At 57.1% G+C, this 16,226-nt stretch carries 14 protein-coding genes; 10 read left to right on the forward strand and 4 right to left on the reverse strand.

Annotated elements, in window-relative coordinates; all coding sequences use genetic code 11:
• Nucleotides 1-20: 20 nt before the first annotated feature.
• From RAC60_RS02555 to RAC60_RS02570, 4 genes are all read left to right on the forward strand, one after another.
• A complete protein-coding gene (locus RAC60_RS02555) occupies nucleotides 21-1,070 on the forward strand; it encodes a phosphotransferase (protein WP_375092526.1) in 1,050 nt (349 codons plus the stop codon).
• Between the two features lie 14 nt (nucleotides 1,071-1,084).
• The gene (locus tag RAC60_RS02560; protein ID WP_375092528.1) at nucleotides 1,085-2,446 is read left to right on the forward strand and encodes an aspartate aminotransferase family protein; all 1,362 of its coding nucleotides are present in this window, start codon (nucleotides 1,085-1,087) and stop codon (nucleotides 2,444-2,446) included.
• Nucleotides 2,447-2,461: 15 nt separating this feature from the next.
• Nucleotides 2,462-2,965 carry an Lrp/AsnC family transcriptional regulator gene (locus RAC60_RS02565; protein WP_033741252.1) on the forward strand — a complete coding sequence of 168 codons (504 nt, stop codon included), beginning with the start codon at nucleotides 2,462-2,464 and terminating at the stop codon, nucleotides 2,963-2,965.
• Nucleotides 2,966-3,455: 490 nt separating this feature from the next.
• On the forward strand, nucleotides 3,456-5,108 hold the full coding sequence (locus RAC60_RS02570) for a methyl-accepting chemotaxis protein (protein ID WP_375092531.1): 1,653 nt from the start codon (nucleotides 3,456-3,458) through the stop codon (nucleotides 5,106-5,108).
• A 211-nt stretch (nucleotides 5,109-5,319) separates the two neighbouring features.
• Here the strand turns inward: RAC60_RS02570 and yjfF are convergent, their stop codons facing one another.
• Genes yjfF through ytfQ form a run of 4 tightly spaced genes read right to left on the reverse strand, consistent with a single transcriptional unit; the run spans nucleotide 5,320 to nucleotide 9,840 of the window.
• Nucleotides 5,320-6,303 (reverse strand): galactofuranose ABC transporter, permease protein YjfF, encoded by a 984-nt coding sequence (gene yjfF, locus RAC60_RS02575; RefSeq protein ID WP_033741251.1) that lies wholly within the window; start codon nucleotides 6,301-6,303, stop codon nucleotides 5,320-5,322.
• Nucleotides 6,300-7,316, reverse strand: a complete 1,017-nt coding sequence (gene ytfT / locus RAC60_RS02580; protein ID WP_185199489.1) for a galactofuranose ABC transporter, ATP-binding protein YtfT — start codon at nucleotides 7,314-7,316, stop codon at nucleotides 6,300-6,302. The genes yjfF and ytfT overlap by 4 nt, the downstream gene beginning before the upstream one ends.
• A complete protein-coding gene (locus RAC60_RS02585) occupies nucleotides 7,309-8,829 on the reverse strand; it encodes a sugar ABC transporter ATP-binding protein (RefSeq protein ID WP_375092533.1) in 1,521 nt (506 codons plus the stop codon). Before RAC60_RS02585 ends, ytfT begins: the two co-directional genes overlap by 8 nt.
• Nucleotides 8,830-8,883: 54 nt before the next feature.
• Nucleotides 8,884-9,840 carry a galactofuranose ABC transporter, galactofuranose-binding protein YtfQ gene (gene ytfQ / locus RAC60_RS02590; RefSeq protein WP_033741249.1) on the reverse strand — a complete coding sequence of 319 codons (957 nt, stop codon included), beginning with the start codon at nucleotides 9,838-9,840 and terminating at the stop codon, nucleotides 8,884-8,886.
• Between the two features lie 665 nt (nucleotides 9,841-10,505).
• On the opposite strand from ytfQ, the gene ydgT reads away from it, so the two are divergent.
• From ydgT to rsxD, 6 genes are all read left to right on the forward strand, one after another.
• On the forward strand, nucleotides 10,506-10,721 hold the full coding sequence (gene ydgT, locus RAC60_RS02595) for a transcription modulator YdgT (protein ID WP_033741248.1): 216 nt from the start codon (nucleotides 10,506-10,508) through the stop codon (nucleotides 10,719-10,721).
• Nucleotides 10,722-10,828: 107 nt separating this feature from the next.
• Nucleotides 10,829-11,272 (forward strand): DUF2569 domain-containing protein, encoded by a 444-nt coding sequence (locus RAC60_RS02600; RefSeq protein WP_033741245.1) that lies wholly within the window; start codon nucleotides 10,829-10,831, stop codon nucleotides 11,270-11,272.
• Nucleotides 11,273-11,395: 123 nt separating this feature from the next.
• Nucleotides 11,396-11,977 carry an electron transport complex subunit RsxA gene (gene rsxA / locus RAC60_RS02605; protein ID WP_013025663.1) on the forward strand — a complete coding sequence of 194 codons (582 nt, stop codon included), beginning with the start codon at nucleotides 11,396-11,398 and terminating at the stop codon, nucleotides 11,975-11,977.
• A complete protein-coding gene (rsxB, locus tag RAC60_RS02610; RefSeq protein ID WP_033741239.1) occupies nucleotides 11,977-12,555 on the forward strand; it encodes an electron transport complex subunit RsxB in 579 nt (192 codons plus the stop codon). Before rsxA ends, rsxB begins: the two co-directional genes overlap by 1 nt.
• Nucleotides 12,548-15,166 carry an electron transport complex subunit RsxC gene (gene rsxC, locus RAC60_RS02615; protein ID WP_375092537.1) on the forward strand — a complete coding sequence of 873 codons (2,619 nt, stop codon included), beginning with the start codon at nucleotides 12,548-12,550 and terminating at the stop codon, nucleotides 15,164-15,166. The genes rsxB and rsxC overlap by 8 nt, the downstream gene beginning before the upstream one ends.
• Nucleotides 15,167-16,225 carry an electron transport complex subunit RsxD gene (rsxD, locus tag RAC60_RS02620; protein ID WP_006119020.1) on the forward strand — a complete coding sequence of 353 codons (1,059 nt, stop codon included), beginning with the start codon at nucleotides 15,167-15,169 and terminating at the stop codon, nucleotides 16,223-16,225.
• Nucleotide 16,226 lies beyond the last annotated feature (1 nt).

Here is a 16,226-nt window from a genome sequence, read left to right on the forward strand (position 1 = left end):
TTCAACGGCAGGGAAACATCATGTCTGAAACTGAGACACATCAGGCTGTCGCCCTGAATACCGCCGCGCCTGTGCTGTCGTTATCTGCCGTACAGGCGTTAGTGGCAGAGCGGTACGGTATGACGGATACCATTGTGCAGCCACTTGCAAGCGAACGCGACCAGAACTGCTGCATCGAAACCCCGACCGGTACGCGTTTTGTCCTGAAAATCAGTAATCCCGCCGAAGCGAAGGCGATTGTCGATTTCCAGATCGCCGCGCTTGAGCATATCGCCGAGGTGGCACCGGATCTGCCCATACCGCGCGTCGTGCGCACATCAGCGGGCAAGAAGTGTGACGTTGTCACGTTACCAGCAGGGAGCACCACGCTGGTTCGTATGCTGAGCTGGCTGGAGGGCACTCAGGTCAGGGATACCCAACCTACCCCCGCACAGCGTCGGGCCATGGCGTGCTGTCTGGGCCGGCTGGATTTGGCGTTACAGGATTTTTTACATCCGGCCGCCCGCCACGATCTGCTGTGGAATGTTTCCGCCGCGCATCGCCTGATGGACAAACTGGAGGCAGTCATCGATCCGGCACGGCGTCGCCTCGCAGAAAAATTTATGATGCGCTTCACCACCCAGGTATTGCCGCGTCTTGGCTCGCTGCGGGCGCAGGTGATCCATAACGATTATCACCTGTATAACGTGCTGGTTGCGCCAGATGCACAGGAGCGTCTCACTGGCATCATTGACTTTGGCGACATGATCTATGCACCGCTGGTAGGCGAAGTGGCCACTGCCGCGGCCTTTCAGATGACCGGCTGTGACGATCCTTTCGCAGGAGCTGCGCAGTTCGTCGGTGCCTACCACAAAACCCTGCCGCTCACCGATCTGGAACAGGCTATTGTCACCGACCTGATGGCGACGCGTCATCTGATTACAGTCCTGATTACCGAATGGCGCGCGGCCCGCTATCCACATAACCGCGCTTACATCATGCGTCACAATCCTGCCGCCTGGGAGGCGCTGTCGATGCTGGCAGACCTGACCCGCGACACGGCACGTGATCGCCTGCTGGCCGAACTCTGATACGGGAGACTTCCATGAAAAGCACCACCGACCTGAATATGGTTAATGCCTATATCCCCGGACAGGCCAATGTTGACCCGGTGACCGCGGCGATGATTGACCGCCGCGATGCGTTGCTGGGCCCGGCCTATCGCCTGATGTATGAACATCCTCTGCACATCGTGCGCGGTGAGGGTGCCTGGCTGTTCGATCCCGAAGGGCGTCGCTATCTGGATGTGTATAACAACGTGACCTCGCTGGGGCACTGCCATCCGGCGGTGACGGACGCCATCTGCAATCAGGTCAAAACGCTGGCCACCAACACGCGCTATTTGCATGACACGATTCTGACTCTGGCCGAGCGCCTGCTGGCGACGGTACCTGAAACCCACCTGGCTCACCTGATGCTGACCTGCACGGGCAGTGAAGCCAACGATCTGGCCTTTCGTATTGCCAAAATCCGGACCGGTGGCACCGGAATTATTGTGACCGAAACCGCTTATCATGGCATTACGGACGCCGTCTCACAGTTCTCACCCTCGCTGGGCAAAAGCGTCGATCTGGGGCCGCATGTTCGGCTGGTCCCTGCCCCGCGCGCCTATCACGCCGACGGTGTCGATCTGAGCGAACGTTTTACCCAGGATGTGGAAATGGCCATTGCCGATCTGCAACGTCACGGCATTCAGCCTGCCGCGTTGATCGTGGATTCACTCTTTACCAGCGACGGGATTCTGCCCGGCCCGACCGGCTTCCTGCACGGCGCGGTGAACGCCATCCGGCAGGCTGGCGGCCTGTTTATCGCCGATGAAGTCCAGCCCGGCTTTGGCCGCACGGGCGAAAACATGTGGGGCTTTCAACGTCACGGACTCAGACCGGATATCGTGACGCTGGGCAAACCCATGGGCAACGGTCAGCCTGTTGCCGGTTTACTGGCCACAGCCGACGTGCTGGCGGAGTTTGGGCAGCGCTCCCGCTACTTCAATACCTTTGCCGGTAATACTGTTTCCTGCGCGGCGGCCCTGGCGGTGCTGGATACCATTGAGCGAGAGGAACTGATTGCGCATGCGCGTGAAACCGGGAACAGGCTGCTGGAAGGCATTCGCGGCCTGAGCCACCGGCACGAAGCCATCGGCGATGTCCGGGGGGAGGGCCTGTTTGTCGGCGTGGAACTGGTTTCTGATCGGCAGAGCCGCGCAGCCGACCGCTGGCTGACCAGTCAGGTGGTGAACCGGATGCGGCAAAAAGGCGTATTGCTGAGTGCCTGCGCCATGGGCCATAACGTATTGAAGATCCGTCCTCCTCTGGTGTTGACGGCCGAACAGGCGGAAATAATAATCGACGTGCTCGACCAGGCGTTGACGGACGCCACCGCAGCACGCATGGGCCATTCAACCTGAGAGAATACGCCATCTATGTCACATGCCAGGCTCCCTGACCGCACCGATATCCGGATACTTGAGCATCTGCAACGCGAGGGGCGCTGTTCGATTGTCGAACTGGCTGAGGCAATAAACCTCAGCCCCAGTCCCTGTCTGGCGCGAACCCGCCGTCTGGAGCAGAGCGGCATTATCGCCGGTTATGCCGCCCGGATTTCACTGAATAAACTGGGCTGCAATCTGGTGGTGTTCTCCGAGATCACCCTGGCGAGTCATTACCCTGCTGATTTCCTGCGGTTTGAAACCGGTGCCCGTCAGTATCGGGAGATTGTCGAGTGCTACAACATCAGCGGCGGCTACGATTATCTGTTGAAAATCATCGCCCCCAACCTTTACCGGTTTCAGGATTTAATGGCGCGGCTGCTGGACGACGAAATCGGCATTGCCAAATTCGCCAGCCGCGTGGTGCTCAGGCACCCCTGGCCGTGGCGGGAAGAACCGTTGAGCGAAATTGCCAACGGAAACTGCAGCTGGGAATAGGCAAGTAACGGGCCTGTGCACGGGGACGGGCGTTACCTGAGACATCAACCGTTGAACCGCCTTTCCGTCTGTTTCGTTGCGGTGTGGGTCCGCGCCCTGTCCGGCCGTTTTGCGCCCGCTACCGCTGCTGTCTGGCGGCTATATCGACACAGATACGTTTTTTCCTCACCCGACGGGTTACGCCCTTTCTGAACCTGGCAGTTTACGCCTGTCACGGCTTTTAGCGGTCTCGTTCTGACGATGTGCCGCACGAGGCCATAAGACAACCACTCAGCCGTGCTTTATTTAACAAATTATTCACATGGTTAAATGTTACTCAACGTGAATATTTCACCTAAAGCCTTTGTCGCATAATGCCGATACCACGACTGGCGATAGTTAACCTTACAAAATTTTATACCGATCACCTTCCGACCTTTACGTAAAACATTTTCGCATCAGCTCGCCCATCGGGCTCGTTCATGCCGGGGCCTGACACTATGGAATGCATATGAACAACATCAGAATTGGAATACGGCTTGGGGCCGCCTTCGGCTTTATGGCGCTGCTGGTTATTTTTATGGTCCTGATCGGCGTGATAAAAATTAACTCACTCGGCAACGCCAATGATGAGATCTCGGGCGCGCTCTACAGCAAATCCTCCTCGTCTGCTGCGTTGCGCTATTACACCTCTGATATGAGCCGTCTGGCACGAAATGCCATTCTTCTTAAAGACGTGACGAAAAGAGAGAAAGCCATAAGTGATTACCGTGGGGAACGTCATGAAGTGGATACGCTGATCGCGCAGATGGGCAAACAGGTCAGCACGTCTCAGGGCAAAGCGATTTTTGACCAACTGAACGCCCGCTCAGCCCTGTTCCTGCCTTTTATCGATGAGGTTGTCGCGCTGGCTCAGCATGGAAAAAGTGATGAGGCGACGCAACTGCTTTTTGGCCCCCGTTACCAGACGCAGGGTGACTTCATGGCGTCGCTGAAAGAGATGCAGACGTTTCAGGAAGCGCGCATGAAATACGCGGCCGACAAATCGGGGGAAGATCGCGCCGATGCGCTGATGATACTCATTATTGCCGGGATTGTTGCGCTGCTGTTGGCCGCCATATCCGCCGCGATTATCACCCGCAGTATTACACGTCCACTGAAAGAAGCGGTTGAGGCCGCCTATCGCGTGTCTCACGGCGATCTGAGTGGTGTGGTCGTAACCACGGGTAAAGATGAAACGGGCAAACTGTTGTCCGCCATCCGCGAAATGCAGGATTCGCTAATCAATACGGTCAGCCTGGTCAGGAAAAACGCGGAGAGTGTTGCCTCGGCCAGCACACAGATTGCTCAGGGTAATGCGGAGCTTTCACAACGTACCGAGGAACAGGCCAGCTCGCTGGAACAGACCGCCGCAACGATGACGCAGTTGGGTATGACGGTCAAAAATAACGTCGACAATGCCCGTCAGGCGGGGCAACTGGCAGTCAGTGTGCGGGAAGTGGCCAATAAAGGCAGTGACGCGACAGAGGCGATCACCGGCACCATGAAATCCATCAGCGACAGCTCCGGCCGTATCGCTGAAATCACCGCCGTTATCGACGGGATCGCTTTCCAGACCAATATCCTTGCGCTTAACGCCGCGGTGGAAGCCGCCCGTGCAGGCGAGCACGGCAAAGGCTTTGCGGTCGTCGCCAGTGAAGTGCGATCGCTGGCACAGCGCAGCGCCACCGCAGCCGGTGAAATTCGCCAGCTGATCGCGGCAAACGCCCAAAGCGTAGGCCAGGGAAATGAACTGGTTGTTCACGCGTCTGAAACCATGTCAGGCATTCTGTCTGCTGTGGGCAAACTGACAGATACGGTAGAAGAGATTACCACTGCCAGTGCCGAACAGGCGCGTGGCATTGAGCAAGTGGGCACCGCCGTGACGGAAATGGACAGCACCACACAGCAGAATGCGTCACTGGTGGAAGAATCCGCGTCTGCCGCATCCAGTCTGAAAGAACAGGCCGACATGTTGTTACAGGCCGTTTCCGTGTTCAGCCTGGGTTCTCCGGCGACCACGGTGGCGACGGCCGGTGTCGCGCCCACGGTCATGTCTCCACGCCAGACGAAGGCGGTTACCACGAAGGCGGACAATGCCGACGACGGCTGGACGAGCTTTTAATAACCTTACCGCGTCGGGTACCGGCGCGGCGGTTTCAAAGACAGAGCCCGGCGGCCGTGCGGGCTTATTCCCCCTGCGCCCGAGCCCTCATCGTTGATGCTCGCGCCTGAGATGACGATAAGGTTGCCGCAGGTTCGTCGCGTCCCTCTTCCCTGCCCGACACCGACAAAAGCGGCGCCGCAGCGCCGCTTTCTCATGCACCTGCCTGACGTCAACTCAGCCGCTTCACCGGTGCATTCTGCTGCCTGTCCCACATTACGGTGAGTAACCGTTGCAGGGCGATAAAGGCAAACAGCAGGATGCCAATGGCGATTTTGGTCCACCAGGAACTGAGCGTGCCGTCGAAGTTAATCCAGGTCTGAATCAGCCCCTGAATCAGGACGCCAAATAACGTGCCGAGAAGGGTCCCTACACCACCGGACAGCAGGGTTCCCCCGATGACGACAGAGGCGATGGCATCCAGCTCAACGCCCAGCCCGGCCAGCGCATAACCCGCAGAGGTGTAGATGGAAAACACAATACCCGCCAGCGAGGCTAACGTGGTCGACAACATATAGATTTTGATGGTCGTGGCGCGGGTTGAAACGCCCATCAGCTGCGCGGAAGTCATATTGCCCCCGATGGCGTACACCTGATTACCGAACCGGGTGCGGTGCGCCAGAATCATCCCGCCTACAACCACCAGCAACATGATCAACGCCAACAAACTGAGCCGCCCGCCGCCCGGCACTTTCCAGGCCAGGCCGGAAAGCGTGGCGTACAGCGGATGATCAATCGGAATGGAGTTTTCGGAGACCAGATAGCTGCATCCACGCAGGAAAAACATGCCCGCCAGCGTAATAATAAACGCAGGGATTTTGAGTGCGTCGATTAGCCAGCCCATCATCGCACCAAACAGCGCCCCCATGCAGAGGACCAGGGCAAAGGCCACCAGCGGATTAAGGTGATAATCGCCGATGACTTTGGCCAGGAAGACGCCAGAAAACGCGATGACGGCCCCCACAGACAGATCGATGCCGCCCGACAGAATCACAAAGGTCATGCCCACCGCGATAATGCCCAGAAACGCGTTATCCGTCAGAATATTACAGATGACCCGCGTCGAGGCAAAACCGGGAAACTGGCTCAGGCAAAACAGATAGCCGAGTACAAACACCAGCAGCGTAATCATTAAAGGCAGATGACGTTTAATCATGATGCACGTCTCCGTTTAAACATCGCAATAAAGCGCGGGGATTGCAGCAGCAGTACACACATCACCACCACCGCCTTCACCACCTGATTAAGTTCCGGCGGAAAGCCCGACAGTAAAATACCGGTATTCATCGCCTGAATAATCAGTGCCCCCATCAGCGACAGCAGAATGTTAAATCGCCCGCCCATCAGCGAGGCACCGCCAATCACCACCGCCAGAATGGCGTCCAGCTCCAGCCACAGCCCCGCGTTGTTCGCATCGGCCCCGCGAATATCGGCCGCCACAATCAGCCCCGCCACCGCTGCGCAGATTCCGCTGATGGCATAGGTGGACATCACGACCAGCCAGCCATTCACGCCCGCATTACGCGCAGCGCGCAGGTTGATCCCGACGGCTTCGATAAACAACCCAAGGGCCGTTTTACGCACCAGCAGCCAGACCAGCAGCGCGACCGCAATCGTGATCCAGACCGGCACCGGCAACAGCCAGAGTGCGCCGTTGCCGAACCAGCCCAGGCTGTCGTTGTTAAACGTCACGATCTGTCCCTGCGTAATTAACTGGGCGATGCCGCGCCCGGCCACCATCAAAATCAGGGTCGCCACAAATGGCTGTATGCGTAACAACGCAACCAGAATGCCGTTCCACAGCCCGCAGGCCAGCCCGCTGGCCACCGTGACCAGAATAATAAACGGCACGCTGTGGCCCGCCACGGTCAGCGTGGCCGCCGTCGCGCCGGCAATCGCCATAACGGCGCCGACCGATAAATCGATCCCGCCTGTGGCAATCACTAAGGTCATGCCGACGGCCAGTAAGGCTACCGGCGCAGCCCGGTTGAGGATATCAATCGGGCTGCCAAACAGCCGGCCATCCTGTAAATGGATGGCGAAGAAATTCGTGGCGACCAGGCTGTCGACCAACAGCACCAGCAACAGCGCGATAAGTTGCGGCATGCCTGGCGGCAGCCTGAACGTGCGACGTGCCGCCCGGGTCGGGGTAACCGGTGATTCAAGCATGCTTCGTACCTCCATCAGCAATGGCGTTAACGATTGCCGCCACAGAAAGCGCTTCCAGTGGGATTTCTGCTACCTGTTTCAGATCGCGCATAATGATGACGCGATCGGCATAGCCCACCAGCTCTTCCAGCTCCGAGGAAATGACCAGTAGCGCCAGCCCATCGGCACATAACGATTCAATTAAGCGGATAATTTCGGCATGTGCGCCCACGTCAATGCCGCGCGTGGGTTCATCCAGAATCAGGAACTGCGGTTTTGTCACCAGCCAGCGAGACAACAGCACCTTTTGCTGGTTTCCGCCCGACAACAGCTCGACGGGCTGCTCCGCGTGCGGTGTGCGAATGCCCAGGCTTTTAATAAAACGCTCGGCAATCGCCTGCTGCTCGCGTTTCTTGATCGGGCGCAGCCAGCCGCGCTGCGCCTGTAACGCCAGAATGATGTTCTCGCGGACAGAAGCCGCCCCGATAATTCCGTCGGTTTTTCGGTCTTCCGGACAAAAGCCCATCCCCAGACGGGAAGCCTGCGCGGGCGTACGGATCGGTTCAACCCTGCCCTTGATTTTTGCTGTGCCGCGATCGGCGCGGCGAATGCCAAACAGCACCTCTGCGGTTTCGGTCCGCCCCGAGCCCAGCAAGCCTGCCAGCCCGACCACTTCACCGGGCCGGACCTGAAGCGTGAAGGGTTCGATCGTGCCCTTCTTACCATAATCTTCGAATGACACGACCGGCTGGTTGCTCTTCAGCGTACTGCCCTGACGCTGCAGCGCGGTCGCCATCAGTTCCCGGCCAATCATCAGTTTGACCAGCTCAAGTTGCGGCAGCGTAGCGGTGTCGTGCGTGGCAATAAACTTGCCGTTGCGCAGAACGGTAATGCGATCGGTAATGCGGTAAACCTGGTCCAGAAAATGGGTGACGAAGATCAGGCTCATCCCGCGATGTTTTAACTCTGTCATCAGGGTGAACAACATTTCCACTTCGCTGGCATCCAGACTGGCGGTGGGTTCGTCGAGGATTAATACCTGGGCGGAGAGATCCACCGCCCGGCAGATCGCAATAATCTGCTGCATCGCGACGGAGTAATGACCAAGCGGCCGCGTGACGTCCAGTGCAAAACCGTATTTGCGCATCAGGGCATCCGCCTCGCGCACCATGCGCTTACGATCAATCATGCCGAACCGACGCGGTTCGCGCCCAATGTACAGATTATCGGCCACCGACATATTCGGCAGCATATTCACTTCCTGGTAGACCGTGCCGATACCGATTTTCTGTGCTTCAGCAGTACTGCGCGGCGAAATGGCCTGACCGTTTAACGTAATCGTGCCGCTGTCGCGGGTGTACACGCCGGTCAGCACTTTGATCAGGGTTGATTTGCCTGCGCCGTTCTCACCTAACAGCGCCATGATTTCGCCTTTGCGCAGGCTGAAAGAGACATCGTCCAGCGCTTTCACGCCGGGAAAACCTTTACTGACGCCGTTGATGGCTAAAAGAGGTGATTCATTGTGTGTCGTCATGCTGTCAACTCCGCCCTACATCAAAGAAGACCGCCCCGAAGGGCGGCCTGCGGCTTAGTAACCCATGTTCTTTTTCTTGTCTAACTCGGCCTGCGCGTCAGCAGGTAAAAAGAGTTTTGATTCGGTTCTGATAATTTTGGGTGGCAGGGTGCCGTCTTTTTTGAATTTTTCCAGCGCGTCAAAGGCCGGGCCGGCCATATCTGGCGTCAGCTCGACGTTAGCGTTGGCTTCCCCGGCCAGCATCGCTTTGTAGATATCCGGCACACCATCGATCGATCCGGTCAGAATATCTTTGCCCGGTTTCAGACCGGCTTCTTTGATCGCCTGAATGGCCCCGATGGCCATATCGTCGTTATGGGCATAAACCATGCAGATATTTTTGCCGTTGTTCTCGGCCTTGATGAAACTTTCCATGACTTCTTTCCCTTTACTGCGGGTAAAGTCGCCAGACTGAGAGCGAATCACTTTAATATTCGGGTGGCCACTGATCGCTTCAGCAAAGCCTTTTTTACGATCGATGGCGACGCTCGCGCCAACCGTGCCTTGCAGCTCTACGACATTACATTTTTTATCGCCGACGGTTTTTACCAGCCAGTCACCAATCAGCTTGCCTTCCAGAACGTTATCGGCGGTGACAACGGCCTGATACAGCGAGTTATCTTTTACGACGATGGCGCGGTCCAGCAGGTATACCGGGATTTTGGCATCTTTGGCTTCTTCTAATACCGGCTCCCAGCCCGTCTGCACAACAGGCGCAATAAAGATGGCGTCCACGCCCTGCGCGATAAAGGAGCGCACGGCTTTAATCTGATTCTCTTGTTTCTGTTGACCATCGGCGATCTTTAAATTAATGCCGCGTTTTTTGGCTTCGCTTTTTGCGACATTGGTTTCAGCCGAACGCCAGCCGGATTCTGAGCCTACCTGTGAGAATCCCACTGTCATTTCCGCCGCTAACACTGAGCCACTTAATGCGGCGCTGACCATTGTCGTCAGGAGTAAACGTTTCCACATAGTTTTTCTTCCTCTGAAGGGCGTTTGCTGTACAGGGTAAAATGCCTGTGTAGCCTGACGTAAAAAAGGGCAGATTAGGGCGACACGCCTCACAAAACTGAGCGATTTAAAGGGGTTACGTTGATTAACGGAATGCTCTCAGCGCGGGCTTATGGACAAAACGCCTGTGTCTTTTTTCAACTTACGTTAAATAAATGTAATAAACAGAATCGCTTAAGTGTGACACTGCTGAAAACGATTACAGCCAGGCGTACAGAATGAGCCATCCCGTTTTCAGCCCCGGGAAAAGTCTGTTTTGTGATTTCCAGCACACACAGAAATCCCCTGTCTCCGGCATGAAACGATTCCGCTGACCGCACTGGCCTGAGGTTTATCCTGGTTATTTTGTTATCCGGCCCTGAATCGCAGTTATACACAATCGATTCGTACATAAAAGCAGATAAAAAGTGACTTGTGACTCAGAAATGATTCTTTTAGGTTGGGTCTGGATGCACCGCTTTACAGCGACAGGATTATGGCGACGATTCAAAACCTGATAAAATTCACCTTTAGCGAGCTATGCCCCACGTTTGTCTGATTTTTGCTTTTTTTCATCCGCGGAACTGGACAGCGTTAAGCGGCTCCCTATACTTGGCCTTCTTTCTTATTGATTCGTTATGACAAAAATGACTGCGCACGATTACCTGTTAAAATTTCGCAAAGTGAATAACCTTGAAAGTCTTGAAAAACTGTATGACCATCTGAATTATTCGCTGTCGGACGACAAAGACATTATCAATATGTACCGGGCAGCCGACCATCGTCGTGCTGAACTCGCATCGGGTGGCCGCTTGTTCGACCTGGGCTGCGTACCAAAGTCAGTCTGGCGCTACGTGGTGTAATCCCGCGCATCTCCCCTGTTCCCGCCCTCCTGTTTTCACTGTTGGTTTGCGTCTGTCTTAACATGCTATTCTGACCCGCTGACGACGTTGAAACAGGATGAACCGCAATGACGACCCCGATGACAGCCCCACGTATTGGCGGCTGGCTTTTACTGCCACTGGCATGGTTGCTGATGACGCTGCTGACCACCGCACTGGTGATGGCCATGTATCTGACGCCACTGTTTGATGCGCAATGGCGCGAAACCTTGTTTAACCACCGTTCGCTGGTGACGGGCTATTGGGCCATTTCATTATTGACCGCCACCGCATTGTGGGCTTACAGCATGTGGGTTGTGTGGATGTTCTTTAAACGTTCGCACCGTCTGCCGCGTCACTATATCGTGTGGTTGCTGATCACCGTTTTGCTGGCGCTGAAAACCTTTGCCTTTACGCCGGTGTCTGATGCACGCGCGTTGCAGACTTTGCTACTCTCACTGGCCGCCGCCGCCGTTTTTGTTCCCTATTTCAAACGTTCCGCGCGGGTAAAAGCGACATTTACTCAGCGATGACGCTGCTGTTTTCGTCAAGAGTTTAATTCTGAGTGCGGTTGGCGGCTGACAATAATGCGATGGAGTTGTGATGCAGCGCTTTATCAATGATAATAAGCCGCTTTCTGGTATTCAGGCGAAAAAATGACCGATTATCTTCTCCTTTTTGTTGGCACAGTGCTGGTGAACAACTTCGTGTTGGTGAAGTTTCTCGGCCTTTGCCCGTTTATGGGCGTTTCCAAAAAGCTGGAAACGGCCATTGGCATGGGCCTCGCCACCACGTTTGTGATTACGCTGGCCTCCATTTGCGCGTGGCTGGTGAATCACCTCATTCTGGTTCCGTTGGACTTAGTGTATCTGCGGACCATGGCTTATATCCTGGTGATCGCGGTTGTCGTTCAGTTCACCGAAATGGTGGTGCGCAAAACCAGCCCATCGCTGTATCGCCTGCTGGGTATTTTCCTGCCGTTGATTACGACAAACTGTGCGGTACTGGGCGTCCCCCTGTTGAGCGTTAACCTCAATCACACCTTTCTTCAGGCGGCGCTGTATGGATTCAGCGCCTCGCTGGGCTTCTCGCTGGTGATGGTGTTATTTGCCGGGATGCGTGAGCGTCTGGTGCTGGCGAATGTCCCGGCCCCCTTCAAAGGGAATTCTATTGCGTTGATCACCGCGGGGCTGATGGCACTGGCCTTTATGGGCTTTACAGGTCTGGTGAAATTCTGATGAGTGCAATTTGGATAGCGGTGGCGGTACTGAGCGCCCTGAGCCTGGTCTTTGGTGCCCTGCTGGGTTACGCGTCACGCCGCTTTGAAGTCGAAGAAGATCCCATTGTTGAGCAGATTGACGCCGTGCTGCCGCAGAGCCAGTGCGGTCAGTGTGGTTACCCCGGCTGTCGCCCCTATGCTGACGCCGTGGGCAACAATGGCGAAGCCATTAACAAATGCGCGCCCGGTGGTGAGCAGACCATGCTTAAGCTGGCCGCCCTGCTCAATGTTGAGCCACAACCGATCGATGGCGATGACGAGGCTAAAGCGCCCGTGCGTACCGTCGCGTGGATTGACGAAGAAAACTGTATTGGCTGCACAAAGTGCATTCAGGCCTGCCCGGTTGATGCCATCGTCGGTGCCACGCGCGCCATGCATACCGTGCTGAGCGATGTCTGCACCGGCTGCGATCTGTGTGTTGCCCCCTGTCCTACCGACTGCATTGAAATGCGTCCGGTTGCCACCACCACGGCCAACTGGAAGTGGGATCTGAATACCATTCCTGTTCGGGTGATCCCGGTAGAGAGTCATGCTTAATCTGCTTAATTTCTTTAAAAAAGAGAAGATCTGGGATTTTCAGGGCGGGATTCATCCGCCTGAGATGAAAACCCAGTCCAACGGCACGCCGCTCGCTGAATTGCCGCTGCCGCACCGGTTTATCATTCCCCTGAAGCAACATATTGGCCACGAAGGCGAAATTTGCGTTTCCCCTGGCGATAAGGTGCTGCGCGGCCAGCCGCTTACGTTTGGACAGGGCAGAATGCTGCCTGTACATGCGCCCACCTCGGGCGTCATTGACGCTATCGCTCAGCACATGACAGCGCACCCGTCTGGCCTGTCAGAGCTGTGTATTTTTCTGACGCCTGACGGTGACGATCGCTGGATGCCGCTCTCCCCGCTTCCGGACTACCGTCAGCATGAACGCAGCGCCATTCTTAAACGCATACATGATGCCGGCATCGCCGGTCTGGGCGGCGCGGGCTTCCCGACGGCCACCAAACTGAAAGGCGGCCTGCAGGGCGTCAACACGCTGATCATTAACGCGGCTGAGTGCGAACCTTACATCACCGCTGACGATCGTCTGATGCAGGACTACGCCGCCGAGGTGCTGGAAGGATGCCGCATTCTGGCCTGGGTGCTTCAGGCGGAGCGCGTGCTGATTGGTATCGAAGATAACAAACCCGAGGCTATCGCCGCCCTGAAGCAGGCATTGGGTGGTGAGCGGGATTTACAGATCCGCGTTATCCCGACGAAATATCCGTCCGGCGGCGCTAAGCAGCTGACCAAGATACTCACCGGCATGGAAGTGCCGCATGGTGGTCGTTCTACGGATATTGGCGTGCTGATGCAAAACGTCGGTACGGCATGGGCCGTGAAGCGCGCCATTATCAATGGCGAACCGATCACCGAGCGCGTGGTGACACTCACCGGTGAAGCCATCGCGCAACCCCGGAACGTGTGGAGCCGCTTAGGGACGCCAATCAGCCACCTGTTGCACCAGGTCGGTTTTCACCCTTCACCAGGACAAATGGTCATTATGGGCGGCCCGCTGATGGGCTTTACCCTGCCGTCGCTGGATGTGCCGGTCGTGAAGATCACCAACTGTATTCTGGCCCCGTCCGGCACTGAGATGGGCAACACGCAACAGGAACAGTCCTGCATTCGTTGCTCTGCCTGTGCTGACGCCTGTCCGGCCAACCTGCTGCCACAGCAGCTGTACTGGTATAGCCAGGGGGGCGATCACGATAAAGCCCGTGCCCATCACATTGATGACTGCATTGAATGTGGTGCGTGCGCCTACGTCTGCCCGAGTAACATTCCGCTGGTGCAGTACTATCGTCAGGAAAAAGCTGAGCTGCGCGCCATCGACCTGGAAGCCAAACGCACGCTGGAAGCGAAAGCGCGTTTTGAGGCACGCCAGGCACGACTGGAGCGGGAAAAGCAGGCGCGTGAAGCACGTCATGCTGAAGCCAAACAGCGCGTAGCCCGCAGCGAAAGCGGAGAACTGGCTGCGGCAAAAGCCCGCGCCAGAGCGAAACAATCTGCTGAGAATGAAGATGCCGCTGCCGAGGCACGTCATGCGCAGGCCCGGTTACGGCAGGCTGAGGCACAGGCGGAAACTCAGGCGCTGAGTCGTCAGACGACCGATCCACGCAAGGCTGCGGTTGAAGCGGCAATTGCGCGTGCCAGAGCGAAGAAACCGGTGACGCCTGACAGCGCGGACACGACTGAAACGGCGGTGGCGGATCCACGTAAAGCCGCGGTGACCGCCGCCATCGAACGTGCCAAAGCGAAGAAAGCCGCCCAGGCGGCGGCTGACGCTGAGACGGCCGACACCGCATCCGACGATCCGCGTAAAGCCGCGGTGACCGCCGCCGTCGAACGTGCCAAAGCGAAGAAAGCCGCCCAGGCGGCTGACGCTGAGACGGCCGACACCGCATCCGACGATCCGCGTAAAGCCGCGGTGACCGCTGCCGTCGAACGTGCCAAAGCGAAGAAAGCCGCTCAGGCGGCGGCTGACGCTGAGACTGCCGACACCGCATCTGAAGATCCGCGTAAAGCCGCGGTGGCCGCCGCCGTCGAACGTGCCAAAGCGAAGAAAGCCGCCCAGGCGGCTGACGCTGAGACGGCCGACTCCGCATCCGAAGATCCGCGTAAAGCCGCGGTGACCGCTGCCATTGAACGTGCCAAAGCGAAGAAAGCCGCCCAGACGGCGGCTGACGCTGAGGCGGCCGACACCGCATCCGAAGACACGCGTAAGGCCGCGGTGGCCGCTGCCGTCGAACGAGCCAAAGCGAAGAAAGCCGCCCAGGCGGCGGCTGACGCTGAGGCTACCGACACCGCATCTGAAGATCCACGTAAAGCTGCGGTAGCCGCCGCCATTGAACGTGCCAAAGCGAAAAAGCGCGCTGCCGCGCAGGCGCAGGCAGAAGACGCGTCCCGTGAGGCGGCTGTCGCGGCGGCGGAGGCGCACAGGGACGTTGAGCAGGCAGAGAGGGCGCAGGAGCAGGCTAATCATGCCAATGCCGAAGCCGAAGAGGCACCTGAACTCGATCACCCCGCCGATGCGCGTAAAGCCGCGATTGCGGCGGCTGTCGCCCGTGCCAAAGCGCGTAAAGCGCAATCGACATTGACACCTGAGGATTAAATGGCGTTCCGTATCGCAAGTTCACCTTATACTCATAACCGCCGCAGTACCGGCAACATCATGATGCTGGTTATCCTGGCGGCGCTACCTGGTTTTGCCGCGCAGTGCTACTTTTTTGGCGTGGGAACCTTATTGCAGGTTGTGTTGGCCTCGCTGACAGCGTTGCTGACAGAAGCGGCTATCCTGCGCCTGCGTAACACACCGGTCGCCCCTCAGCTGGCCGACAACTCCGCCCTGCTGACGGCAATTCTGCTGGGGATCAGCATCCCGTCTCTGGCCCCCTGGTGGTTAGTGGTGGTCGGTACGGTATTTGCGATTGTTATTGCCAAACAGTTGTACGGTGGCCTGGGACAAAACCCCTTCAACCCGGCCATGGTCGGCTATGTCGTTCTTCTGATCTCATTTCCGGTTCAGATGACCAGCTGGATGCCGCCAGAAGCCTTACAGGTGATTAAACCCGGCGTGCTGGACTCGCTGAGCATGATCTTTACGGGTCATACCCTGGCGGGCGATACGTTACAGCAACTGCAGTTGGGCGTGGACGGTGTCAGCCAGGCCACACCGCTGGATACCTTTAAAACCGGCTTGCGCGCAGGCCACAGTGCAGAGCAACTGTTAGCCCAGCCCATTTACAGCGGCGTTCTGGCCGGTCTGGGCTGGCAATGGGTCAACGTGGGTTACCTGCTTGGCGGGGTATTCCTGCTGTGGAAAAACACCATTCGCTGGCATATTCCGGCCGCGATGTTGCTGTCGCTGACCGTCTGCGCCACGCTTGGTTGGTTACTGGCTCCCGCCTCGCTGAACAGTCCGCTGATTCATCTGTTTTCCGGGGCGACGATGCTGGGCGCATTTTTTATCGCCACCGATCCGGTTACCGCCTCCACCACTGACCGTGGCCGTCTGATTTATGGTGCCCTTATTGGTCTGCTGGTATGGCTCATTCGGAGTTTTGGCGGTTATCCGGACGGCGTTGCTTTCGCCGTTCTGCTGGCTAATATATGCGTACCGCTGATTGACTATTACACGCAGCCGCGCGTTTACGGTCATCAAAAGGATTAAA

Origin of the sequence: Pantoea sp. BR_17 (assembly GCF_041955125.1) — a bacterium.
Lineage (GTDB): Bacteria > Pseudomonadota > Gammaproteobacteria > Enterobacterales > Enterobacteriaceae > Pantoea > Pantoea stewartii.

Excerpts from the sequence above, each read along its gene's own strand:
- RAC60_RS02555 (WP_375092526.1), top strand. The coding sequence starts at position 21 with ATGTCTGAAACTGAGACACATCAGGCTGTCGCCCTGAATACCGCCGCG.
- RAC60_RS02560 (WP_375092528.1), top strand. The coding sequence starts at position 1,085 with ATGAAAAGCACCACCGACCTGAATATGGTTAATGCCTATATCCCCGGA.
- RAC60_RS02565 (WP_033741252.1), top strand. The coding sequence starts at position 2,462 with ATGTCACATGCCAGGCTCCCTGACCGCACCGATATCCGGATACTTGAG.
- RAC60_RS02570 (WP_375092531.1), top strand. The coding sequence starts at position 3,456 with ATGAACAACATCAGAATTGGAATACGGCTTGGGGCCGCCTTCGGCTTT.
- yjfF (WP_033741251.1), bottom strand. The coding sequence starts at position 6,303 with ATGATTAAACGTCATCTGCCTTTAATGATTACGCTGCTGGTGTTTGTA.
- ytfT (WP_185199489.1), bottom strand. The coding sequence starts at position 7,316 with ATGCTTGAATCACCGGTTACCCCGACCCGGGCGGCACGTCGCACGTTC.
- RAC60_RS02585 (WP_375092533.1), bottom strand. The coding sequence starts at position 8,829 with ATGACGACACACAATGAATCACCTCTTTTAGCCATCAACGGCGTCAGT.
- ytfQ (WP_033741249.1), bottom strand. The coding sequence starts at position 9,840 with ATGTGGAAACGTTTACTCCTGACGACAATGGTCAGCGCCGCATTAAGT.
- ydgT (WP_033741248.1), top strand. The coding sequence starts at position 10,506 with ATGACTGCGCACGATTACCTGTTAAAATTTCGCAAAGTGAATAACCTT.
- RAC60_RS02600 (WP_033741245.1), top strand. The coding sequence starts at position 10,829 with ATGACGACCCCGATGACAGCCCCACGTATTGGCGGCTGGCTTTTACTG.
- rsxA (WP_013025663.1), top strand. The coding sequence starts at position 11,396 with ATGACCGATTATCTTCTCCTTTTTGTTGGCACAGTGCTGGTGAACAAC.
- rsxB (WP_033741239.1), top strand. The coding sequence starts at position 11,977 with ATGAGTGCAATTTGGATAGCGGTGGCGGTACTGAGCGCCCTGAGCCTG.
- rsxC (WP_375092537.1), top strand. The coding sequence starts at position 12,548 with ATGCTTAATCTGCTTAATTTCTTTAAAAAAGAGAAGATCTGGGATTTT.
- rsxD (WP_006119020.1), top strand. The coding sequence starts at position 15,167 with ATGGCGTTCCGTATCGCAAGTTCACCTTATACTCATAACCGCCGCAGT.